The sequence below is a fragment of the Sphingomicrobium lutaoense genome, assembly GCF_014195685.1.
Taxonomy (GTDB): domain Bacteria; phylum Pseudomonadota; class Alphaproteobacteria; order Sphingomonadales; family Sphingomonadaceae; genus Sphingomicrobium; species Sphingomicrobium lutaoense.
In genome coordinates, this window is sequence record NZ_JACICF010000002.1 from 332,501 (window position 1) to 353,031 (window position 20,531).

Genomic DNA, 20,531 nt, shown 5'->3' on the forward strand with positions numbered 1-20,531 from the left:
GGGCTAAAGGTATGCACCGAAGCTTAGGGTTCGTAGTTTACTACGAGCGGTAGCGGAGCGTTCTGTAAGTCTGTGAAGCGGAAGGGTAACCGACCGTGGAGATATCAGAAGTGAGAATGCTGACATGAGTAGCGATAAAGAGGGTGAGATGCCCTCTCGCCGAAAGACCAAGGGTTCCTGCGCAAGGCTAATCCGCGCAGGGTGAGTCGGCCCCTAAGACGAGCCCGAAGGGGGTAGTCGATGGGAAACAGGTTAATATTCCTGTACCTGGAGGTGTGTGACGGATGACGTAAATTGTTCTTCCTTATCGGATTGGAAGGGCGGTGAAGTTGTCCCAGGAAATAGCCCCTCCATTAAGACCGTACCCGAAACCGACACAGGTGGTCAGGTAGAGTATACCAAGGCGCTTGAGAGAAGGATGTTGAAGGAACTCGGCAAATTGCCTCCGTACCTTCGGAAGAAGGAGGCCCCGTCATTGGGCAACCAGTGGCGGGGGGCACAGGCCAGGGGGTAGCGACTGTTTATCAAAAACACAGGGCTCTGCTAAGTCGGCTTCAAGACGACGTATAGGGTCTGACGCCTGCCCGGTGCTTGAAGGTTAAAAGGAGGAGTGCAAGCTCCGAATTGAAGCCCAAGTAAACGGCGGCCGTAACTATAACGGTCCTAAGGTAGCGAAATTCCTTGTCGGGTAAGTTCCGACCTGCACGAATGGCGTAACGACTTCCCCACTGTCTCCAACATCTGCTCAGCGAAATTGAATTCTCCGTGAAGATGCGGAGTACCCGCGGTTAGACGGAAAGACCCCGTGCACCTTTACTGCAGCTTCAGAGTGGCAGTGGAAAACAATTGTGTAGGATAGGTGGGAGGCTTTGAAGCACTGGCGCCAGTCAGTGTGGAGCCGTTGGTGAAATACCACCCTGTTGTTTTTTACTGTCTAACCTCGAACCGTTATCCGGTTCAGGGACCCTCTGTGGCGGGTAGTTTGACTGGGGCGGTCGCCTCCTAAAGAGTAACGGAGGCGCGCGATGGTAGGCTCAGGACGGTTGGAAACCGTCTGCAAGAGTGCAATGGCATAAGCCTGCCTGACTGCGAGACTGACAAGTCGAGCAGAGACGAAAGTCGGTCATAGTGATCCGGTGGTCCCTCGTGGAAGGGCCATCGCTCAACGGATAAAAGGTACGCCGGGGATAACAGGCTGATAACCCCCAAGAGCTCATATCGACGGGGTTGTTTGGCACCTCGATGTCGGCTCATCACATCCTGGGGCTGGAGCAGGTCCCAAGGGTTTGGCTGTTCGCCAATTAAAGTGGTACGTGAGCTGGGTTCAGAACGTCGCGAGACAGTTTGGTCCCTATCTGCCGTGGGCGTCGATACTTGAAAGGAGTTGCCCCTAGTACGAGAGGACCGGGGTGAACATGCCTCTGGTGGACCTGTCATCGTGCCAACGGTGCAGCAGGGTAGCTATGCATGGACGGGATAACCGCTGAAAGCATCTAAGCGGGAAGCCTCCCTTAAGATAAGGTATCATAGAGTCGTGGAAGACTACCACGTTGATAGGCCGGGTGTGGAAGTGCGGTAACGCATGGAGCTAACCGGTCCTAATTACTCAATTCGCGCTTGATGGATCCCACCATCATCGACAGTTTTCGAGCTGTCGTGTGCGATCGCTCACTAGTTTGATCAAAGATTTCTGGAATTTCGATACGACGGTCCCATAGCTTGGTGACCATAGCGTCCGTGACCCACCCGATCCCATCCCGAACTCGGCCGTGAAACCGGACAGCGCCGATGGTACTTATGCTTAAGCATTGGAAGAGTAGGTCGTCGCCAGGCTTTGCGACCGCCGTATCGAACCCATTCACATTGTCTTCGACAGCCGCTGCTTGAACCTCAGGCGGCGGCTTTCGTGTTTATAGGGCCGACAAGGCCCGTCCGGTGACGCGGGGTGGAGCAGTCCGGTAGCTCGTCAGGCTCATAACCTGAAGGTCGTAGGTTCAAATCCTACCCCCGCAACCACCGATCAGAAGCAGCGCTTCCCTCCTGCAGGGCGGCGCTTTTTTTGTGCCTGCAATCCTCCCCGCACGCCCGGGGGCGCAGGGGAGGGTCTGCTTTCCAACGTCAGGAAGCGCCGCCCTTGCGGGCCTTGGCGACCAGCTCGCGCATCTCCTTGAGATCGAGCCCACCCGGCACCAGCGAGCGGCCGATGATGAAGCCCGGCGTCCCCTCGAGCCCGAGCAGCGCCGCCTGGTGATCGTTGCGCGACATGAGCGCGCTGATCTTGTCGTCATGCTTCTTGAGATCGCTCTCTAATCGCGCCCAATCGACCCCCGCGCGCTTGGCGGCGGCGCGGATCTTGGCATCGTCGAGCGGTCCCTGCACTTGCATCAGCTGGTCGTGGAAGACACGATGCTTCTTCTGCCACATGCTCGCGATCGCGAGCCGCGCCGCCTTGTCCGAAGCCGCACCGAACACCGGCCAGTCGCGATAGATGATCCGCACCTTGCGATCGCTCGCGACCAGCTTCTTCAAGGTGCCATGCGAAGCGCGGCAAACGGGGCATTGATAGTCGGTATACATGACGATGGTCACGTCATACCCCCTGGGCGAATAGCGCGGAGCGATCGGGTCCTCGGTGAAATATTCCCGGCTGAGTTCGCCATTGGCAACGCTCGCGGCAAGATTGGCAGGGCTTCCCGCCAGCGCGACCCCGGCACTCGCCAGCGAAGCAAGCGCGGCTCCGCTCAAACAGATGAATTTACGCATACCGTTCCTCTTTCATTGGCCTTCGACCATGCACATCGCGTCTGAAGCTGGGCTGACGCAAGCGACGAGCGGTGCCCGCCAAGCCGTCGGTCGTGGGAAATGGATCGTCTTGCCCGAGTGGTCGTTGAAGATGATCCGTAAAGGATGTGCCGGCTCAGGCTAGCTTAAGCTGATCATTGTCATAAGGTTTTCCATGTTGCGTCACCTTCTCCCCGCCCGATCGCTTTGCCTCGCTCTTGCTGCGCTGTCACTTGCCGCGCCCGTGCATGTCCAAGCTGCCGCGCCCCAGGGAGCCGAGACGCCGCAATATAGCGATCTCGACCGTTTCTACGCCGCGCGCCCCGATCCGATCTGGGTCGGCGAAAAGGGGCTCAATGGAGCGGGACACGCGCTCCTCGCCCTGCTCGAAGGCGCGAAACGCGACGGGCTCGACCCGGCTGACTATCTCGACGCCGACCTCAAGAAGGCCCTCCGCGCCAAGCTGGACAAGCCCGAGGCGCGCAAGGCACTCGACCGCAGGCTCTCGGGCGCTTTCGTCAAATTCGTCCAGGACAGCCGCACGGTCCCTGCCTCGATGCCGGTCGCCATCGGCGATCGCTGGGCCTATCCGGGCCCGCCCTCGACGCTCGAAGTGATGAGTGCGCTCGCCGCCGATCCGATGGGCTATCTTCGCGATCTGCGCTGGATGCACCCCATCTATCGCGGCCTGCGTGAAGAGGTCACGCGCACCAGTGATCCCGCCGAACGGCGCATTCTTCTCGAGAATATGGACCGCGCGCGGCTGCTCCCCGTCAATCGCCCGCGTTACATCCTCGTCGATGCCGCCGCGGCCGAACTTTATGTCTATGAAGGCAATGCGCCGCGCGCCTCGATGCGCGTGATCGTGGGTGCCCCCGAGACCGAGACCCCGATGATCGCCAGCACCATCTACTGGGCGGCGCTCAATCCCTATTGGCATGTCCCGGGCCATATCACCCGCGATGCCATCGCCAAGCGCGTGCTGGCCGAGGGCATGAAATATTTCAACGGTCGCGGCTACCAGGTCGTTGACGAATGGTCGCACGACCCGAAGATCATCGACCCCAAGACGGTCGACTGGAAGGCGGTCGCCGAAGGCCGCAAGGAGATCAAGGTCCGCCAGAAACCCGGCCCCGGCAATGGCATGGGCAAGGTCAAGTTCCAGTTCCCCAACGATCTCGGCATCTATCTGCACGATACCCCGGGCAAGCATTTGTTCGACGAGGTCAGCCGCGACCTGTCGAACGGCTGCGTCCGCCTCGAGGATGCCGACGGCCTCGCTAAAATCCTGTTCGACGGCAAGGTGCCCGATTCCGACAAGCCCGAGGATCTCGTCAACCTGCCCACCCCGGTCCCGGTCTATCTCACCTATTTCACCCGTTTCCCGGGCGAAGGCGGGGTGGTGCGCCGCGCCGATGTCTATCGCCGCGACCAGCTGCGACAGGCCGCGGGCGAGACCCGCTCGGCCAACAGCGCCCGCTAGGCGCCCCACTTCCTCATCCAGCATTGCAGGCCGTCGCGCGCGCGTACGGCCCATCGCCGCGCGTCCATTGAACCTTGGACACCGTTGAGGCGTTGGTCTCCCTCGAAAGCGAAAAAACGTGTTATACATAAGCACTTAGCTTAATCATTCGAATAGGAGCCTGGCATGGCCGATACTGCACTCCAGGCCGCGAAGGAGCAGATCCTGCGCGCCCGCGAGGACAAGAGCCTGCGCCCCTCGATCGCCGGATTTTTCGACGAGGCGACCAATACGGTGACCTATGTCGTGCACGACCCGAAAAGCCGCAAAGCCGCGGTGATCGATTCGGTGCTCGACTATGAAGCCGCCTCGGGCCGCACCTCGAACGGCTCGGCTGACCGGGTCATCGAATATGTCCATTCGAACGACCTTGAGGTCGTCTGGCATATCGAGACGCATGCCCATGCCGACCATATCTCGGCCGCCCCCTATCTCCAGGAGCGGCTCGGCGGAAAGCTCGCGATCGGCCGTGACATCATCAAGGTGCAGGACGTCTTCGGCAAATTGTTCAATGCCGGCACCGAGTTCGAGCGCGACGGCTCTCAGTTCGACAAATTGTTCGTCGATGGCGAGACCTTCCGCATCGGCGAACTCGAAGGCATCGCGCTCCATGTGCCCGGCCATACGCCCGCCGACATGGCCTTCATCATCGGCGATGCCGATTTCGTCGGCGACACCATCTTCATGCCCGACTTCGGCACCGCGCGCGCCGACTTTCCGGGCGGCGATGCCGGACAGCTGTTCCGCTCGATCCGCCGCATCCTGTCGCTTCCCGACGAAACCCGGCTATTCCTGTGCCACGACTACAAGGCGCCGGGCCGCGATGAATATGCGTGGGAATCGACCGTCGGACAGCAGCGCCGCGAAAATGTCCATGTGAAGGACGGCGTCACCGAGGAGGAATTTGTCGAAATGCGAAACCGCAGGGACAAGGATCTGGCCATGCCCAAGCTCATCATGCCCAGCGTCCAGGTCAATATCCGTGGCGGGCGGCTGCCCGATCCCGAGGATAATGGCGTGAGCTACATCAAGATCCCGGTGAACGCCGTATGACCTTGCCAGGCTTTCCGGACGCAGCGCCTCTCGCGGGGCTGGGTGGCGGCATCCTCATCGGCCTCGCGGCCGCGCTGATGCTGCTGGGTGCCGGTCGCATCGCCGGCGTGTCGGGCATCAGCGCCCGCGCGCTGGGGATCAGCAAGACCGGCATGTCATCCTCGAGCGCATGGAGCTTTCTCATCGGCCTTCCTTTGGGCGCGCTGATCATCGCCTTCCTGCAGGGCGGCATTCCCGCGACTTTCGCGGGCCCCGTCCCGCTGGTGATCGCCGGACTGCTCGTCGGCGTCGGCACCCGCCTCGGCAGCGGCTGCACCAGCGGCCATGGCGTGTGCGGCGTCAGCCGGATGTCCAACCGCTCGGTGGTGGCGACCATCACCTTCATGGCAGCGGGCATCGCGACGGTGGCAATCATGAACGCCTTGGGGCTGGAGGTGCTCAAATGATCGGACGCATCCTTCCCCCGCTGCTTTCGGGCACCCTGTTCGGCGCGGGCCTCGCGCTCGGCGGGATGACCAATCCCGCGCGCGTGCGCGGCTTTCTCGACCTGTTCGGCGACTGGGATCCCACGCTTGCCTTCGTGATGGGCGGCGCGGTGATCGTGATGGCGATCGCCTGGCGCTTCCAGTCGGGAATGAAGCAGCCGCTGTTCGCTCCCAAGTTCGCCCTGCCCGACCGCTCGGACCTCACCTCCAGGCTGGTGATCGGCTCCTTGCTCTTCGGCGTCGGCTGGGGCGTCGCGGGGCTCTGTCCCGGGCCCGGTATCGCCGCGCTCGTGGTCGAGCCTTCTTCGGCGGTCATTTTCCTCGCCGCGATGTTCGCGGGGATGGGCCTCGTCCGGATCTTTGAAAAGGCGGCCTGATGGCGGCTCCCAAGGGACTGGCGCGCTATCTCCCCATTCTCGAATGGGGCCGGCAATATGACCGCTCGATCCTGACCAGCGACCTCGTCGCGGCGCTGATCGTCACGATCATGCTCATCCCGCAAAGCCTTGCCTATGCACTGCTTGCGGGACTGCCGCCGGTCGTGGGTCTTTACGCCTCGATCCTCCCGCTGGTCGCCTATGCGATCTTCGGGACCAGCCGAACGCTCGCGGTCGGCCCGGTCGCGGTGATCTCGCTGATGACCGCCTCGGCGGCGGGCGCGGTCGCCGCACAGGGAACCGCCCAATATCTCGAGGCCGCGATCACCTTGGCGATGCTGTCGGGCGCGATGCTCGCGATCCTCGGTTTTTTGCGCATGGGCTTCCTCGCCAACCTGTTGTCGCATCCGGTGATCAGCGGCTTCATCACCGCCAGCGGCATCCTCATCGCGACCAGCCAGCTCAAGCATATCCTCGGGGTGCGCGCGGGCGGCGACAATTGGCCCGACATGCTTTCCTCGCTCGCCGCGTCGCTCGGCACGGTCAACGGCTGGACGCTCGCGATGGGCCTGCCCACCACGCTGTTCCTTTTCTGGGTCCGCAAGGGATTGAAGCCCGCGCTCGAAGCCATCGGCCTCGCCCCGCGCATGGCGGGGATCATTGCCAAGGCCGGGCCGGTGATCGCGGTCGCGGCCACCATTCTCGCCGCGATCTTCCTCGACCTCGGCGACGAGGGCGTGAATCTGGTCGGCGCGATTCCGCAGGGGCTTCCGCCCTTCGCCCTGCCGTCCTTCGACATGGGCCTCATCGGCCAGCTCTGGGTGCCCGCGCTCCTTATCTCGATCATCGGCTTCGTCGAAAGCGTGTCGGTCGCCCAGACGCTCGCCGCCAAGCGTCGCCAGCGCATCGCGCCCGACCAGGAACTCATCGGCCTCGGCGCCTCGAACATCGCCAGCGCCTTTTCGGGCGGCTATCCGGTGACCGGCGGTTTTGCCCGCTCGGTGGTCAATTTCGACGCGGGCGCCGAAACCCCGGCGGCCGGCGCCTATACCGCGGTGGGGATCGCGCTTGCCTCGCTCTTCCTCACGCCGCTTCTCTTCAACCTGCCCATCGCCACGCTGGCCGCGACCATCATCGTCGCGGTGCTGAGCCTTGTCGATCTCAAGACCCCGGGGCGGTTGTGGCGCTATTCCAAGGCCGACTTCGCCGCCCATATGGCGACCATCCTCATCACCTTGTGGGCAGGCGTCGAACTGGGCGTGATCGCAGGCGTCGCGGTCGGACTGCTGCTTTATCTCTGGCGCGCCTCGCGCCCCCATGCGGCGATCGTCGGCCGAGTCCCCGGCACCGAACATTTCCGCAACGTGCTTCGCCACGAAGTGATCACCGACCCCGCGATCCTCTCGATCCGCGTCGATGAAAGCCTCACCTATCTCAACGCCCGCTGGCTCGAGGAATATGTGCTCGAACGCGTCGCCGACCAGCCCGAGGTCCAGCATGTCATCCTGATGGCCTCGGCGGTCAATGCGATCGACGCCTCGGGCCTCGAAAGCCTCGAGGCGATCAACCACCGCCTCAAGGACGGGGGCATTGCCTTCCATCTCTCCGAAGTGAAGGGCCCGGTGATGGACCGGCTGCGCCGCACCCACTTCCTCGACGAGCTGAACGGCAAGGTCTTCCTGTCGCACGACCATGCGGTTGCCGCGCTCGAAGGCGGGCAAGGGGTCGGGAAAGCTACGTAAAGCCCCCTGTCCGGCAGGCGATTAGACTCCCCGGCACGGCGCCCTGATGCGCGCCACCACCATACCCGAAGGGAGTGACAAGCCATGGCTACCACCGGATTGGACCTGTTCGACAAGACGATCCACACCACCAACATTTGGCTCAAGGAAATCATGGGGCAGATCGGCCCCGACCGCCAGACCGCCTGGAAGGTGCTTACCACCGTGCTGCGCGCACTGCGCGACCGGCTCACCCCCGAACTCGCTTCGCATCTTTCGGCGCAACTGCCGCTGATCGTGCGCGGGGGCTATTATGATCTCTACCAGCCCGGCCATGAACGGCCCGACGTGCATACCGAGGACCAGTTCATCGACGAGGTGCGCCGCGGTCTCAGCGACAGTCGCGGGGTCGATCCGCGCGATGCCATCCGCGCGGTTTTCATGGTCCTCGACGAACATATCTCGAAGGGCGAAGTCGAAAAGGTGCGCCAGGCATTGCCCAAGTCGATCCGCGACCTCTGGCCCGAAAATATCGCGATGCGCCCGCCGATGATGAAGGCCGGCCTGTGACGATCGACCAGCTCACTTCCTTCTTCGGCTGGATGACGGTGATCAATTTCGCCTTCCTGTTCGTCGCGGCTTTCATCCTGACGATGGCGGCGGGGCCGGTGATCGCGATTCACCGCCGCCTGACGGGATTGCCCGAGCGGCGGCTCCGGATCCTCTATGTGGACTTCCTCGCCCGCTTCAAGATGCTCGCGATCCTCTTCTCCTTCGCGCCTTGGCTGGCGCTCAAGATCATCGCCTAGACCGGCGTCAGGCTTCGCTCATCGGCGGCGGGGTTTCGCTCGGCGGGGGCGAGGGCATGGGGTCGGGCGGAATGCCCGGCGTCTCGGCGGGCCGCTCAGGGGCCGGGCCGGGATCGCGCACCGGCTCTTCGGGCGGGCGCGGGTTGGGCAGTTCGCGTGGCGGCTTGCCGCCCGATAGGCCGCCGCGACGCTCGGCTCCCGAATTCGCTTCCTTGCTCATCGGAATATCAAGCGCCGCGGCACGGCTTTGGTTGCATGAACCCATCAGGCGAGCGCCAAATTGGGCTCGCTCGCTTCCATCACCTTGGCCAGCGTTTCGCCCGCGAGCTTTGCCGACCCGCGCTGGGCGATGTCATCGAGGCTCAGCACCCCGACCAACTTGTCCTGCTTGTCGAGCACCGGCAGGCGGCGGAAATGGCCTTTCTTCATCTGGTCCGCGGCGCTCTCGATCGAATCGCCTTCATGGCAGCAGGTGGCGGGACTGGTCATCGCTTCGCGCACGCTCATGCTCTGAGGGTCCTTCCCCTGCGCCAGCCCGCGGGTCACGATGTCGCGATCGGTAATCACCCCGAGGATGCGTCCTTCCTCCTCGACCGGAAGTAGGCCGATATTCTGCGATTGCATGATGCGGGCGACATTGGCCAGATTCTCCGACGGCTGGACCGACTTGGCTTCCTGGCTCATCAACTTGTTGATCTGCATGCTCTTTCTCCAATGGATGGGGAAATCCGGCTCTACACCCCGATGCCCGGCGGGGCGTTGATCCCGGTCAAGCGCCGCGCCGCGCCGGGCTAAGTATCTTCCCCGAATGTCTCCGCACGCGCGGGCGCGTAGGAAGGATTTCGAGGAGACGGGACCCATGACGGACATGCCCTGGCAGCGCGGCGTCGCCGATCGCGATTGCAGCTTGCATTATGTCGGACAGCGCATCGCGCTCGCAGGCGCGGGAGAAAGCATTTTCCGCGAGGAGGAACCGTCATCGCTCTATGTGAAGCTGCTCTCGGGCGCGGGCCGCCTGCTCCGCTATGACGAGGAAGGCCAACGCAACCTCATCGCCTTCGTCCTACCCGGCGAAATCGCCGAACGCCCGCTCGCAGGCCGTCACCGCTTCACGCTCGAAGCCGCTTCGGACTGCAGCTATGTGCTCGAAGAGGAAGGCGTGGTCGCTCCCCGGCTGGAAACCGGCGTTGCGCTGGCAGGGGGCGTCGATCGGCTCGCCGAACGCGGGATTCTCTTGAGCCGCCATCACATCCCGAGCCGGATCGCAGCCTTCCTCCTCGGCATCGCCCCCCGCTTGCTGCCCGGTGGCGCGGGACTGCGCTTCCCGCTCTCGCAGGTCGACATGGCCTGCTATCTCGCGACCACGCCCGAGACGATCTGCCGCACACTGCGCCGCTTCCGCGAACAGGGGCTCATCGAACAGCCCGCGCAGGACCGGCTCGTAATCCGCGACGAAGCAGGGCTGCGCCGCGCGGCCGGGCTGCAACGCCGCCTGCTCATGGCATGAAGGAGGGATCCGGTACCCTTCTCCGAATAACTCAATGGCTCATCACCAGCCCGACCGGACAGGATTTCAGAAGGCTGCGCGTGACTCCGCCGAACAGATATTCGCCTACCCGGCTATGGCTGTAGGCACCCACGACGAGATAGGGATTTTCCGACAGACGCGCATGACCGAGCAGGACGGTCTCGACTTCGTCCTCGTCGAACGGCTCGACGTGCAGCTCGGCATGGACATCGTGGCGCGACAGATATTTGAGCAGTTCGGTGCCCGGGAATTCCTCTTCCTTCTCCTCGACCGTCACCACCTTGACGTCGCTCGCCAGCCGCAGGAAGGGCACGCTGGTGCGCACCGTATTGGCAATCTCGTAGCTGCCGTCCCAGGCAATCACCGCGGTCCCCTTGGGATCGACATGATGGTCGTCATCGCCTGGAATGAAGACCGGGGTGCGGGACCGGGTCAGGATCTCGCCCAGCCGCGCCAGCGCCGAGGACCAGCCGATCGCCCGGTGGACATGGCGGCTGGTGACAAGCAGGTCGGCCATCGCCGCGCGATGGACGATGGCAGTGATCGCATGGCCCGTTTGCCGGTTATAATCCCAGGACACGTCCTCGTTGCCCAATTCCTCGCGCAATTCCTTTTCGAAGGCCTCGCCGCGCTCGTCGATCGCCTTGGTGAGCTGGCCGAGCCCGTAGAGATCGCCGAACCCGCCCGAGGTCACATAGGCCTCGTAGGGCGAGACCTGCAGGCAATGAAGATGCCCGCCGGTCGCCCGGGTCCAGGCCAGCGCGGCTTCGGTTACGGCCTGGATGCGTTCGTCATCCTGCGCATCGAGAAGAATGGTGGTCATGTCGGCCTCCCTTGGTCGGGGGCCTGTCTAACTTTCGGGGAAGGGGCGGGGCATTGGGATTGATACGGATGCACCGCTCTCGCCGCCGCGCGCCATTTGGCCTATGGTGCGGGCCACGCTCGGGGGAAGGACGCCCACGCCATGGCTGACCGGGACCAGGACCAAAATGCGCCCGCGGGGGTCGAGGGCGTGGCGTCGCGCGTCCCGCTCGCTGCCATCGCCGAAGCGGTCCCCGACGCGATGATCCTCATCGACGAGACCGGCCATATCGAGGCCTTCAGCAAGAGCGCCGAACAGATGTTCGGCTATGGCGAGGCCGAGGTGCTGGGCGAGAATGTCAGCATGCTCATGCCCTCGCCCCACCGCGAACGGCACGACCAATATATCAACCGCTATCTCACCACGGGACAGAAGCGCATCATCGGGATCGGCCGCGCCACTCGCGCGCGCCATCGCAGCGGGCGGACCTTTCCCATCGACCTCCATGTCGGTGAAGCGATCATCGATGACCGCCGCTTCTTCGTCGGCTTCATCCAGGACGTCAGCCGCCAGCACCAGAACGAGCGCCAACTGCATGGGCTCCTGCGCGACCTCGCGCGCGCCGACCGCATCACCCGAACGGGAACGATTGCCTCGGCGATCGCGCATGAACTCAACCAGCCGCTCGCCGCCATCTCCAACTATGTCGAGGCCGCCGCCGCGATCGCTGCCGGCCAGCAGGAAGGCAGCACAAAGATCCGCGAAGCGCTCGCCCATTGCGCCGACGAGGTCGAGCGCGCGGGCACGATCATCCGCCGCATCCGCGAATTCGTCAGCCATGGCGACGGCGAGCGCCGCAAGGAATCGCTCGCCAACATCATCGAGGAAGCGGTCGCGCTGGCGCTCGCCGACGGGGACGGCGCCAATGTCACGATCTCGACCCATATCGACGAGGCCGCCGACTGGCTGCTGGTCGATCGCATCCAGGTCCAGCAATGCCTCGTCAACCTCATCCGCAATGCGCTCCAGGCAATGGAAAAGGTCCGCGACAAGAGGATCGAAATCCATGCGCGCCCGGCTGCCGATGACATGGTCGAACTGGCGGTCGCCGACAATGGTCCCGGCATCGACCCCGCGATCGCCGACCGGCTGTTCCAGCCCTTCCTTACCACGCGGCGCGACGGCATGGGGCTCGGCCTGTCGGTCTGCCATCGCATCGTCGAGGCGCATGGCGGGCGCATCTGGGCCGAAAAGGGCAAGGATGGAGGTAGCGTCTTCCGCTTCACCCTTCCCGCTCCACCCGCCGCGAAGGAAGCCCCATGACCGAGCCTTTCTCCGTCTATATCGTCGATGACGACCCGGCGATGCGCCGCTCCATCGCTTTCCTCCTCGACCAGCAGCGCCGCCCCTCGCGCAGCTTCGAAAGCGGCGAGGCTTTCCTGCGCGAAGTCGACCGTCTCGAACCCGGCTGCATCCTCCTCGACATCCGCATGCCGGGCCGCGACGGGCTCGAGATCCAGAAATTGCTGGGGGAGAAGGGAGTGCGCTCGCCGGTGGTGATGATCACTGGCCATGGCGATGTCGCGATGGCGGTGAAGGCAATGAAGGAAGGCGCGGTCGATTTCCTCGAAAAGCCCTTCCGCAGCGAAGCGCTGATGAACGCGATCGAGAGAGCGGGGCAAAGGCTCGAACGCCATGCCCGCCATCTCCATGATGCCGAGGAGGCACGACTGCTCCTCAACGGCCTCACGCCGCGCGAACGCGATGTCGTCGCGGGGCTGGCGCGCGGCCACCCCAATAAGACCATCGCCTATGATCTCGGCATCAGCCCGCGCACGGTCGAGGTGCACCGCGCCAACCTGATGGAAAAGCTCGAGGCGCGCAGCCTCTCGGACGTGCTCCGCATCGTCTTCGCCGCCGAGGAAGAGGGCTAGATCAGCTTCATCTCGGCGATGCGATAGGGACAGACATCGCCATCGGCCTCGGTGATGGTGAGATAGTTTCCGGCCGAGATCGGATGGTTGGCGAGCCGTGCCAGCATCTCGTCGTCATCGGGCCCGTCGCGATAGGAAAAGGCCCAGTCCCCGCCGGTCGGGATGAGCTGGCCAACCAGTTCGGGCTCGTTGGGCCAGAAGCGCCGCACGATCGCGCGCGAGGACGTCTTGCGGATCGCCTCGCCGTCGATGACCCCCGCGCGCCCCACGGGCAGATGGAGGATATAGCCCCGCGCCGCCGATCCCTGCGGGAAGGCAGGCGTTCGCGCCAGTTCGAGGCGCACCGCATACCAGTCGGAAAGATGCTCGTTCATCGACCGGCGCGCCTCATGACCGGCAGCTGTTGAGGCCGAGCAGCCGGTAAAGCGGGCAGAAGCTGAAAAGACTGGTGAGGATGAGGATCGCCGCAATGATCATCGCCGCGGCCGCCAGCCCACCTCCGATGACGCCGAACACGGCCAGCGAGAGGAGAATTGCCGCGGCGGCATAGCGGCTGATCCGGTCGGCGGTTCCGACATTGGCGTGCATGATGGTCCTTCCTTTCCGCGACGAGAATGCGCGGGGAGGATCCTAGGAAGGCGGGCATGGCCCCCGCCATCGGTTAGACTACTTAGCGGATGCCCATGTGATTGGGGCCGAATACCATTTCCCCACCATAATAGCCCTGCATGATGAGCGCCGCGGCAAGAATGAACAGCCCGATCCGCAGTCGGGTGCGCCCCGCGTCGCGAAGCGCGAACCATGCGGTGACGAGCGCGACCAGCGCGATTCCGGTCCCGTTCCAGCGGTGGATGGCAAGGATTTCCGACCGGTCGGATAGCCGCCAGCCCGCCGCGAACCAGCCGAGCAGCGCCGCCAGTGCCGCCCCGATCGCGCCTCCCGCGACGAGAAAGCGCACCGTCGGCTCCAGCCCGAGGCCGGGCCGCGCCATCAATGCCAGTTCGGCAAGAAAGGCGACCAGCAGGAGAGCGATGGGAAAATGCGCCGCGACCGGGTGGAGCCGGCCGAGGAAATCGCTCGCCGAAGTCGCGCGGTTCTTCTCGATCGCCGCCTGCAGCGCTTCCTCGGCACTGATCGGCGGCGGCGCGGGCGCGTGCATCTCCTCGCCCTCGTGATGGATCATTTCCTCGGGCGAGGGCATGCCCAGCTGGTTGGCCATCGCTTCCATCTGCGCCATCTCGGCATCGGTCATGTCTTCCTTGTGCCCCTCGTGCGCCGGCGCGGGGCCGGCAAGGAGGAAGAGGGCGAGAATGGCGGCCTTGAGGCGGAAAAAGCGGTTCATGCCTATCCTTACGCAGGGCGCGGCGCTCTCCCTCATGTTTGACTTTGAGGGATCGGCCGCGTCACAACGTAACAGCCCATGCAGCAGGCAAGGGCAAGGGAACGGAAAAGAGTGATGACGACGAGGCAGGATGACGCCAGGCAAGGCGAAACCATGGTACCCGAAGCCTTCATGCAGGGTGTCTGGGCCCGCGTCGCGCAGCTCGCCGAAGCGGCCGAGCGCCGCCGCCGCACGGGGCTTCTCATGGGAATGGTGACGGTCGCGCTCGGCGCGGGCTTCGCTACCATCGAGGCACCTGCCCATGCCGACCAGCCGCGCTACGGGCTCGTCGACGTGGCTGCGCTGTCGCCCTCGACGCTGCTGCGATGACAATGCAGGTCACGCGCCGCCACATCGTCCTCGCGCTCCTGCTCGCGGTGCTGGCGGGGTCGCTGGGCGCGCTGGCCGCCTCGCAGTGGGGCAGCGCCGACGAACGGCCCAGCATTCATGATTTCCTCCATGATGAACTCACTCTCACGCCCGAACAGGACGCCGCGCTCGACCGGGTCGAGGAGGATTTCGCCGCCGAGCGTCAGCGGCTCGAAGAGGAATTGCGCCGCGCCAACGCCCGCCTCGCCAGGGCAATGGAAGAAGAGCATCGCTACGGCCCCAAGGTCAGCGCGGCCATCGACGATGTCCATGGCGCGATGGGCGAACTGCAGAAGGCGACGATGCGCCACATCTTCGCGATGCGCGAACTTCTCGACGAGGAGCAGGGCCGCGCCTTCGACCGGCAGATCAGCCGTTCGCTGACCGGCCCGCAGCGCGAATAGGGCGCGTGGCCCGGCCGGAGGAAGAGGAACGGGAAGCGGCGCTGGTGCGAAAGGTCGCCGCCGGCGAACGCGAGGCCTTCGACCGCCTCGTCCTCCCGCTCGTCCCGCGCCTCCTCGGCATCGCGCGCCGGATGCTCGGCTCGACCAGCCAGGCCGAGGACGCGGTTCAGAATGCGCTCGCCGCGGTATGGAGGACCCGCCAGCGGCTCGAACCCGACCGCCCGGTGCTGCCCTATCTGACCACCGTCACGCTCAACAAGTGCCGCGACCAGCTTCGCCGCCGCAAGGCCGCGCGCCTCTTCGGCCTCGGGCAGGATGCCGCCGACGAGCGCGACGAGGCCCCCGACCCGGAAATGCGCGTAGGCGACACGATGGCGCTTTCGCAGGTCCAGTCCGAGATCGACCGATTGCCCACCCGCCTCAAGGAAGCGCTCGTGCTCATCGCGATCGAGGGAATGAGCCACCGGCAAGCCGCCGCGCTCACCGGCACCACCCCCAAGACCATCGAGATGCGACTTTATCGCGCCCGCAAGCGTTTGCGCCACGCGATCGATTTTTTTGAGGGATAATCCCCTTCCCGGTCGTAAGAAGCCCCGAAAGAGCAAACGCCCCCCCCGGAAGGATATTGCGTGCCCACTATCGATCGTAGGAAATTCATCAGCGGCGGCCTCGGCGCTGCCGGGCTCCTCGGCCTCAACGCGGCGATGCCCGCCTGGGCGCGGGGCGCCGATATCGGCCATGGCCTCGTCCGCCAGGGCTTCGATGAAGTGCGCGGCCCGCGCATCGACCTCGATGTCCGCCACAGCCGCACTCGCATCGCGGGCCATTCGGGCCATGCGATCGCGGTCAACGGCAGCGTGCCCGGCCCCCTGCTCCGGCTCAAGGAAGGCACCACGGTCCAGCTCGCGGTGCACAACCATCTGGGCGAGGACACCTCGATCCACTGGCACGGCCTTCTCGTGCCCTTCCATCTCGACGGCGTCCCGGGGGTCAGCTTCCCGGGCATCGCGCCGGGCCAGACCTTCGTCGCCGAATTCCCGGTCCGCCAGAGCGGCACCTATTGGTGGCACAGCCATTCGGGCCTCCAGGAACAGATGGGCCATTATGGCGCGATCGTCGTCGATCCGGCGGGCCCCGATCCGATCGAGGCCGACCATGACTATGTGATGGTGCTCTCGGAGTTCAGCCGCCTCCACCCGCACACCGTCTTCGACAAGCTCAAGAAGGGCGAAGGCTATTTCAACTATCAGCAGCGCCACTGGACCGACGATTATCCGCTGACCGGAGAGGAACGGCGGATGTGGGCCAGGATGCGCATGATGCCGACCGACATTCTCGACGTCTCGGCGCCCAACTATACCTATCTCGCCAACGGCCACGCCGCCGATGACGGGCTCGAATATCGTTTCTCGCCGGGTCAGCGGGTGCGCCTGCGCATCGTCAATGCGGGCGCGATGACCTTTTTCAACATCCGCATTCCCGGCCTTTCCTTCGAGGTCGTCGCCGCCGATGGCCAGCCGGTCGTGCCGGTGAGCGTCGAGGAACTGCAGATCGGCCCCGCCGAGACCTATGACATCCTCGTCACGCCGGGTTCGGCCGAGGCCTATACGATCGTCGGCGAATCGATGGACCGCTCGGGCATGGCGGTGGCCACGCTCGTCCAGCGCCCGGGCGCGCGCGCCGAGGTGCCGGCGCTTCGCGATCCGCCGCTTCTCACCATGGCCGACATGGGCATGGCAGGACATGGCGAGGGGGGTCATGGCGGCCACGGAGGCCATGGCGGTCATGGCGACAGTTCGGGCTATGGCGGCATGGACATGGGCGACATGAACATGCGCGATACCTCGCTGCTTCCTCCGACGGTGAAGGCCGGGCCCGGGGTGGACATGGTCGCCCCCAATCCCGTCGACCGCATGGGCGATCCGGGCATCGGGCTCGACAAGGTCGATCACCGCGTCCTGCGCTACACCGATCTTCGCGCGCTCCATCCCAACAAGGACAACCGCACGCCCTCGCGGCTGGTCGAGATCCACCTGACGGGCAACATGGAACGCTATATGTGGTCGTTCGACGGCCAGAAGTTCAGCGCCGTTTCCGACGATCCCATTCGCTTCGCCTATAACGAGCGCGTGCGGGTCAAGCTCGTCAACGACACGATGATGGCACACCCCATCCATCTGCACGGCCATTTCTTCGAATTGGTCAACGGCTCGCCCAAGGGCCGCCAGCCGCTCAAGCATACGCTCAACGTGCAGCCGGGCGGCAGCGCCCAGTTCGACCTCACCGCCGACGAGCCGGGTGACTGGGCCTTCCACTGCCATCTTCTCTACCACATGCACGCCGGGATGTTTCAGATCGTGACGGTTGCCTCGCCCCAGGGAGGCCAGTCATGAGCCTCACTCTCGCTCTCCTGCTCGCGCTCCAGCAGCACCAGCATCATCACCCGCCCAAGGCCAAGCCCGCGACGAGCGCCAGCCAGCCCGCGAAGAAGCCTGCGGCCAAGACCGCTCCCAAGGCAGCCCCGAAGCCTGCCCCCAAGGCCTCGACGCACGGCCATGCGGGCCACGCCAAGCCTGCTGCCAAACCCGCTCCCAAGGCAGCGCCGAAGCCCGCTCCCAACCCGGTCGCCAGACCCGCCGCGACGACGCAACAGGTCGACCATTCCGCCCATGCGATGCCGCAGGACGATCCCCATGCGGGTCACGACATGGCCATGCCGCAGGTAGACGACCCCCACGCCGGCCACGACATGGGCGATGAGGATCCCCACGCGGGCCATGACATGGGCAAGGACGATCCCCACGCCGGCCACGACATGATGGTCATTCCCAAGGCCCCGCCTCCGCCCGAAGCGGGCAGCGGCCCCGCGCGCGCCGCCGAAGCGCTATGGGGCAAGGAAGCGATGGACCGCGCCCGCGAAAAGCTGCGCATCGAGAATGGCGGCCAGAAGGTCTTCTGGTTCCAGGCCGACCGTGCCGAGCTGCGTGTCGCCGACGAAGGCGAGAATTACCTCTGGGACGTCCAGGGCTATTATGGCGGCGATCTCGACAAGTTCTGGTTCAAGAGCGAAGGTGAAGGCGAATGGGGCGGATCGCTCGAAGGCGCCGACGTGCAGGGTCTCTGGTCGCACGCCATCGCGCCCTACTGGGACCTCCAGACCGGCATCCGCCAGGACCTGACCGGCCCCGCGCGCACCTATGCCACCGTCGGAATCCAGGGGCTTGCGCCCTATCTTTTCGAGGTCGATGCCGGGCTGTTCCTGTCGAACAAGGGCGACCTGACCGCCGATGTGGAAGTCGAACTCGACCAGCGCATCACCCCGCGGCTGATCCTCCAGCCGCGCGCCGAACTGTCGCTTGCCGCGCAGGACGTTCCCGAACTGGGCGTGGGCGCGGGTCTCTCGTTCGTCGAGGCGGGGGTTCGCCTGCGCTACGAATTCGCCCGCGAATTCGCGCCCTACATCGGCCTCGAACAGGAGTGGCTGGTCGGCGGGACGGCCGATTTCGCCCGCGCCGAAGGCCATGCCGCCCGCCGCACCAACATCGTCGCCGGTATCCGTTTCTGGTTCTAGGAGAATGACTATGAAAAGCCTGATTGCCCCCATTGCCCTTCTCGGCATCCTCGCCGCGCCCGTTCACGCGCAGCAGGAAGGTCATCAGCATCATCCCGAAGGCCATGGCCCGACCGGCGAGGAAAATGCCGAGATGATGGCCGACAGGGACGCCATGCACGCCCGCCACCAGGAAATGATGGCCAAGCACAAGGAAATGAAGGCCAAGTGCAAGGAGATTATGGACGGCAGCGAGGAGATAAAGGCCAAGTGCAAGAAAATGATGGCCGGGCATGCCGGTCATGACATGCACAAGATGCATGGCGAACATCAGGCGAAGATGATGGAAGGCGCCATGGGCACGCTCAAGGCCTATCGCGACGCGCTCGTCGCGCTCGATGCCGATGCCATGACTTCGCTGTTCGCCGAGGACAGCCATGTCTTCGAAAATGGCAAATATGAAGGCAGCTTCGCGGACTATATGGAACATCATCTCGGGCCCGAGCTGCACGCCATCAAGAGCTTCACCTTCACCGATCCCACGATCGACGTCGAAGTGATGGGGCATATGGCGCTGGGCCGCGAAACCTATCGCTACGACATCACGCTCGATGATGGCCGCGAGATCGCGCGCCAGGGAACGGCCACCTCGGTGCTCAAGCATGACGCAACGGGTTGGAAGATCATTCGTTATCACAGTTCATCGCGCACCCCGCGCTAGGGCGGCGCTTTTTCCACCCACAGCGGGAGAGGAAGCATGAGCTATTATTTTGCCCGCCAGATCGAGGGCATGGACATGGCAAAGGTCGAGGAACGCGCCCGCGAGGCGCTGTCCTCGGCAGGTTTCGGCATCCTCACCGAGGCCGACGTGTCGGCCACGCTCAAGGAAAAGATCGGGGTCGAATTCCGGCCCTACAAGATCCTCGGGGCCTGCAATCCTGCTCTCGCGCATGAAGCGCTCAAGGTGGAGGACAAGATCGGCACCATGCTTCCCTGCAATCTCATTCTCCAGAAGCTGGACGATGGCCGCATCGAAGTCGCGGCGATCGATCCGGTCGCTTCGATGCGCGCCATCGACAATCCCGATGTCCGCCAGGTCGCCGAGCAGGTGGCCGGCAAGCTCAAGGGAGTGATCGAAGCGATCTGACCATCATCAAGGGGCGGGGGCCGAACTTCAGTACAGAGGGAATTCATGAACGACCGGATGCACCACGCCCCTTCGGAAAAGACCAAATGGCTCAGATTCTTCGGCATGATCGCGACCGCGACCGTGACGATGTTCTTCCTAATGTACCAGCTGGTCTACGAAGGCAGCCATCTCACCTTCAGCATGAACCGGCTGATTTCCTCGCTGGTCTCCGGCTCGGTGATGGTCATCATCATGCTTCTCTTCATGTGGAATATGTATCGCGACAAATCGACCAAGATGATGGTCCTCGTCGCCGCGCTCATCGCCTTTGTCGGCCTGCTCTTCATCAACCGCGGACAGGCGCTGATCGACGACGAACATTTCATGAAGTCGATGATCCCGCACCATTCGATCGCCATCCACAATGCGCGCAAGGGCGACATTTCGGACCCCCGCGTTCGCAAGCTCGCCGACGAGATCATCGAGGCGCAGGTGCGTGAAATCGCCGAGATGAAGCTGCTGCTCGAGGATATCGAGCGCAACGGCAAGCAGGGCGACGGAACCGCGCTTCCCCCGGTCCCCGCCGAACTTACCCCCGAACTTTATGACAAGGCTAGGGAACGGCTCGAAAAGCCCGTTACTCCCGAACTGCGCGACGCAGTCACCGTCGAACGATAAGCGAAAGG

Annotated in this window: 25 protein-coding genes, 1 tRNA gene and 2 rRNA genes (1 of these 28 cut by a window edge); 21 read left to right on the forward strand and 7 right to left on the reverse strand. The window is 64.1% G+C overall.

The genetic code is table 11. The features are described 5' to 3' along the window. The 3 genes from FHS50_RS09865 to FHS50_RS09875 all read left to right on the forward strand — a co-directional run. Positions 1-1,622, forward strand: a 23S ribosomal RNA gene (locus FHS50_RS09865) (it extends 1,170 nt beyond the left edge of the window). 96 nt (positions 1,623-1,718) lie between these two features. Further along, positions 1,719-1,833 (forward strand): 5S ribosomal RNA (gene rrf, locus FHS50_RS09870). A gap of 106 nt (positions 1,834-1,939) precedes the next feature. Further along, positions 1,940-2,016: transfer RNA gene (locus FHS50_RS09875), tRNA-Met, on the forward strand. A 102-nt stretch (positions 2,017-2,118) separates the two neighbouring features. Here the strand turns inward: FHS50_RS09875 and FHS50_RS09880 are convergent. Further along, positions 2,119-2,763 (reverse strand): DsbA family protein, encoded by a 645-nt coding sequence (locus FHS50_RS09880; protein ID WP_183934264.1) that lies wholly within the window; start codon positions 2,761-2,763, stop codon positions 2,119-2,121. Between the two features lie 193 nt (positions 2,764-2,956). On the opposite strand from FHS50_RS09880, the gene FHS50_RS09885 reads away from it, so the two are divergent. From FHS50_RS09885 to FHS50_RS09915, 7 genes are all read left to right on the forward strand, one after another. Beyond that, positions 2,957-4,264, forward strand: a complete 1,308-nt coding sequence (locus FHS50_RS09885) for a L,D-transpeptidase family protein (RefSeq protein ID WP_183934265.1) — start codon at positions 2,957-2,959, stop codon at positions 4,262-4,264. A 165-nt stretch (positions 4,265-4,429) separates the two neighbouring features. Further along, positions 4,430-5,356, forward strand: coding sequence for an MBL fold metallo-hydrolase (locus FHS50_RS09890; RefSeq protein WP_183934266.1), 927 nt, complete (start codon positions 4,430-4,432; stop codon positions 5,354-5,356). Further along, a complete protein-coding gene (locus FHS50_RS09895; protein ID WP_183934267.1) occupies positions 5,353-5,802 on the forward strand; it encodes a YeeE/YedE family protein in 450 nt (149 codons plus the stop codon). The genes FHS50_RS09890 and FHS50_RS09895 overlap by 4 nt, the downstream gene beginning before the upstream one ends. Further along, a complete protein-coding gene (locus FHS50_RS09900; protein ID WP_183934268.1) occupies positions 5,799-6,218 on the forward strand; it encodes a DUF6691 family protein in 420 nt (139 codons plus the stop codon). The genes FHS50_RS09895 and FHS50_RS09900 overlap by 4 nt, the downstream gene beginning before the upstream one ends. Continuing rightward, complete coding sequence (locus tag FHS50_RS09905) at positions 6,218-7,960, forward strand: SulP family inorganic anion transporter (protein WP_183934269.1); 1,743 nt, start codon at positions 6,218-6,220, stop codon at positions 7,958-7,960. The genes FHS50_RS09900 and FHS50_RS09905 overlap by 1 nt, the downstream gene beginning before the upstream one ends. An 84-nt stretch (positions 7,961-8,044) precedes the next feature. Next, positions 8,045-8,509: a DUF2267 domain-containing protein gene (locus FHS50_RS09910; RefSeq protein ID WP_183934270.1), complete on the forward strand. Its 465-nt coding sequence runs from the start codon at positions 8,045-8,047 to the stop codon at positions 8,507-8,509. Beyond that, a complete protein-coding gene (locus FHS50_RS09915; protein WP_183934271.1) occupies positions 8,506-8,748 on the forward strand; it encodes a DUF6868 family protein in 243 nt (80 codons plus the stop codon). Before FHS50_RS09910 ends, FHS50_RS09915 begins: the two co-directional genes overlap by 4 nt. Positions 8,749-8,755: 7 nt before the next feature. Here the strand turns inward: FHS50_RS09915 and FHS50_RS09920 are convergent, their stop codons facing one another. Beyond that, a complete protein-coding gene (locus tag FHS50_RS09920; protein WP_183934437.1) occupies positions 8,756-8,968 on the reverse strand; it encodes a hypothetical protein in 213 nt (70 codons plus the stop codon). Positions 8,969-9,012: 44 nt separating this feature from the next. Then, positions 9,013-9,450 carry a CBS domain-containing protein gene (locus FHS50_RS09925; RefSeq protein WP_183934272.1) on the reverse strand — a complete coding sequence of 146 codons (438 nt, stop codon included), beginning with the start codon at positions 9,448-9,450 and terminating at the stop codon, positions 9,013-9,015. A gap of 157 nt (positions 9,451-9,607) precedes the next feature. On the opposite strand from FHS50_RS09925, the gene FHS50_RS09930 reads away from it, so the two are divergent. After that, positions 9,608-10,255, forward strand: a complete 648-nt coding sequence (locus FHS50_RS09930) for a Crp/Fnr family transcriptional regulator (RefSeq protein ID WP_183934273.1) — start codon at positions 9,608-9,610, stop codon at positions 10,253-10,255. 31 nt (positions 10,256-10,286) lie between these two features. On the opposite strand, the gene FHS50_RS09935 is transcribed toward FHS50_RS09930, so the two are convergent. Beyond that, positions 10,287-11,099 carry a universal stress protein gene (locus FHS50_RS09935; RefSeq protein ID WP_183934274.1) on the reverse strand — a complete coding sequence of 271 codons (813 nt, stop codon included), beginning with the start codon at positions 11,097-11,099 and terminating at the stop codon, positions 10,287-10,289. A gap of 141 nt (positions 11,100-11,240) precedes the next feature. On the opposite strand from FHS50_RS09935, the gene FHS50_RS09940 reads away from it, so the two are divergent. Beyond that, the gene (locus FHS50_RS09940; protein ID WP_183934275.1) at positions 11,241-12,401 is read left to right on the forward strand and encodes a two-component system sensor histidine kinase NtrB; all 1,161 of its coding nucleotides are present in this window, start codon (positions 11,241-11,243) and stop codon (positions 12,399-12,401) included. Continuing rightward, the gene (locus FHS50_RS09945) at positions 12,398-13,012 is read left to right on the forward strand and encodes a response regulator transcription factor (RefSeq protein WP_183934276.1); all 615 of its coding nucleotides are present in this window, start codon (positions 12,398-12,400) and stop codon (positions 13,010-13,012) included. Before FHS50_RS09940 ends, FHS50_RS09945 begins: the two co-directional genes overlap by 4 nt. Here FHS50_RS09945 and FHS50_RS09950 read toward each other — a convergent pair. The 3 genes from FHS50_RS09950 to FHS50_RS09960 form a co-directional block, all read right to left on the reverse strand. Beyond that, entirely contained in the window at positions 13,009-13,386 is a 378-nt protein-coding gene (locus tag FHS50_RS09950; RefSeq protein ID WP_183934277.1) for a hypothetical protein, read from the reverse strand. The genes FHS50_RS09945 and FHS50_RS09950 overlap by 4 nt on opposite strands. A gap of 13 nt (positions 13,387-13,399) precedes the next feature. After that, the gene (locus FHS50_RS09955; protein ID WP_183934278.1) at positions 13,400-13,600 is read right to left on the reverse strand and encodes a YgaP family membrane protein; all 201 of its coding nucleotides are present in this window, start codon (positions 13,598-13,600) and stop codon (positions 13,400-13,402) included. An 82-nt stretch (positions 13,601-13,682) separates the two neighbouring features. Further along, positions 13,683-14,354: a DUF2231 domain-containing protein gene (locus tag FHS50_RS09960; RefSeq protein WP_183934279.1), complete on the reverse strand. Its 672-nt coding sequence runs from the start codon at positions 14,352-14,354 to the stop codon at positions 13,683-13,685. Between the two features lie 114 nt (positions 14,355-14,468). Between FHS50_RS09960 and FHS50_RS09965 the strand changes: the two genes are divergently transcribed. From FHS50_RS09965 to FHS50_RS10000, 8 genes are read left to right on the forward strand one after another with little or no spacing between them, the layout of a single operon-like run. Next, positions 14,469-14,723 (forward strand): hypothetical protein, encoded by a 255-nt coding sequence (locus tag FHS50_RS09965; RefSeq protein WP_183934280.1) that lies wholly within the window; start codon positions 14,469-14,471, stop codon positions 14,721-14,723. A gap of 2 nt (positions 14,724-14,725) precedes the next feature. Then, on the forward strand, positions 14,726-15,166 hold the full coding sequence (locus tag FHS50_RS09970) for a periplasmic heavy metal sensor (protein WP_183934423.1): 441 nt from the start codon (positions 14,726-14,728) through the stop codon (positions 15,164-15,166). Between the two features lie 5 nt (positions 15,167-15,171). Next, positions 15,172-15,735 carry an RNA polymerase sigma factor gene (locus FHS50_RS09975; protein WP_183934281.1) on the forward strand — a complete coding sequence of 188 codons (564 nt, stop codon included), beginning with the start codon at positions 15,172-15,174 and terminating at the stop codon, positions 15,733-15,735. Positions 15,736-15,795: 60 nt separating this feature from the next. After that, positions 15,796-17,559 (forward strand): copper resistance system multicopper oxidase, encoded by a 1,764-nt coding sequence (locus FHS50_RS09980; RefSeq protein WP_183934282.1) that lies wholly within the window; start codon positions 15,796-15,798, stop codon positions 17,557-17,559. Continuing rightward, a complete protein-coding gene (locus FHS50_RS09985) occupies positions 17,556-18,737 on the forward strand; it encodes a copper resistance protein B (RefSeq protein WP_183934283.1) in 1,182 nt (393 codons plus the stop codon). The genes FHS50_RS09980 and FHS50_RS09985 overlap by 4 nt, the downstream gene beginning before the upstream one ends. A 10-nt stretch (positions 18,738-18,747) precedes the next feature. Further along, entirely contained in the window at positions 18,748-19,437 is a 690-nt protein-coding gene (locus FHS50_RS09990) for a YybH family protein (RefSeq protein WP_246333119.1), read from the forward strand. Between the two features lie 36 nt (positions 19,438-19,473). Further along, a complete protein-coding gene (locus FHS50_RS09995; protein ID WP_183934284.1) occupies positions 19,474-19,863 on the forward strand; it encodes a DUF302 domain-containing protein in 390 nt (129 codons plus the stop codon). Positions 19,864-19,908: 45 nt separating this feature from the next. Continuing rightward, entirely contained in the window at positions 19,909-20,523 is a 615-nt protein-coding gene (locus tag FHS50_RS10000; RefSeq protein WP_183934285.1) for a DUF305 domain-containing protein, read from the forward strand. The last annotated feature ends 8 nt before the right edge of the window (positions 20,524-20,531 follow it).

Bases quoted from the DNA above. Each gene is read 5' to 3' on its own strand.
- FHS50_RS09880 (WP_183934264.1), bottom strand. From the start codon at position 2,763: ATGCGTAAATTCATCTGTTTGAGCGGAGCCGCGCTTGCTTCGCTGGCG.
- FHS50_RS09885 (WP_183934265.1), top strand. From the start codon at position 2,957: ATGTTGCGTCACCTTCTCCCCGCCCGATCGCTTTGCCTCGCTCTTGCT.
- FHS50_RS09890 (WP_183934266.1), top strand. From the start codon at position 4,430: ATGGCCGATACTGCACTCCAGGCCGCGAAGGAGCAGATCCTGCGCGCC.
- FHS50_RS09895 (WP_183934267.1), top strand. From the start codon at position 5,353: ATGACCTTGCCAGGCTTTCCGGACGCAGCGCCTCTCGCGGGGCTGGGT.
- FHS50_RS09900 (WP_183934268.1), top strand. From the start codon at position 5,799: ATGATCGGACGCATCCTTCCCCCGCTGCTTTCGGGCACCCTGTTCGGC.
- FHS50_RS09905 (WP_183934269.1), top strand. From the start codon at position 6,218: ATGGCGGCTCCCAAGGGACTGGCGCGCTATCTCCCCATTCTCGAATGG.
- FHS50_RS09910 (WP_183934270.1), top strand. From the start codon at position 8,045: ATGGCTACCACCGGATTGGACCTGTTCGACAAGACGATCCACACCACC.
- FHS50_RS09920 (WP_183934437.1), bottom strand. From the start codon at position 8,968: ATGAGCAAGGAAGCGAATTCGGGAGCCGAGCGTCGCGGCGGCCTATCG.
- FHS50_RS09925 (WP_183934272.1), bottom strand. From the start codon at position 9,450: ATGCAGATCAACAAGTTGATGAGCCAGGAAGCCAAGTCGGTCCAGCCG.
- FHS50_RS09930 (WP_183934273.1), top strand. From the start codon at position 9,608: ATGACGGACATGCCCTGGCAGCGCGGCGTCGCCGATCGCGATTGCAGC.
- FHS50_RS09935 (WP_183934274.1), bottom strand. From the start codon at position 11,099: ATGACCACCATTCTTCTCGATGCGCAGGATGACGAACGCATCCAGGCC.
- FHS50_RS09940 (WP_183934275.1), top strand. From the start codon at position 11,241: ATGGCTGACCGGGACCAGGACCAAAATGCGCCCGCGGGGGTCGAGGGC.
- FHS50_RS09945 (WP_183934276.1), top strand. From the start codon at position 12,398: ATGACCGAGCCTTTCTCCGTCTATATCGTCGATGACGACCCGGCGATG.
- FHS50_RS09950 (WP_183934277.1), bottom strand. From the start codon at position 13,386: ATGAACGAGCATCTTTCCGACTGGTATGCGGTGCGCCTCGAACTGGCG.
- FHS50_RS09955 (WP_183934278.1), bottom strand. From the start codon at position 13,600: ATGCACGCCAATGTCGGAACCGCCGACCGGATCAGCCGCTATGCCGCC.
- FHS50_RS09960 (WP_183934279.1), bottom strand. From the start codon at position 14,354: ATGAACCGCTTTTTCCGCCTCAAGGCCGCCATTCTCGCCCTCTTCCTC.
- FHS50_RS09965 (WP_183934280.1), top strand. From the start codon at position 14,469: ATGACGACGAGGCAGGATGACGCCAGGCAAGGCGAAACCATGGTACCC.
- FHS50_RS09970 (WP_183934423.1), top strand. From the start codon at position 14,726: ATGCAGGTCACGCGCCGCCACATCGTCCTCGCGCTCCTGCTCGCGGTG.
- FHS50_RS09985 (WP_183934283.1), top strand. From the start codon at position 17,556: ATGAGCCTCACTCTCGCTCTCCTGCTCGCGCTCCAGCAGCACCAGCAT.
- FHS50_RS09990 (WP_246333119.1), top strand. From the start codon at position 18,748: ATGAAAAGCCTGATTGCCCCCATTGCCCTTCTCGGCATCCTCGCCGCG.
- FHS50_RS09995 (WP_183934284.1), top strand. From the start codon at position 19,474: ATGAGCTATTATTTTGCCCGCCAGATCGAGGGCATGGACATGGCAAAG.
- FHS50_RS10000 (WP_183934285.1), top strand. From the start codon at position 19,909: ATGAACGACCGGATGCACCACGCCCCTTCGGAAAAGACCAAATGGCTC.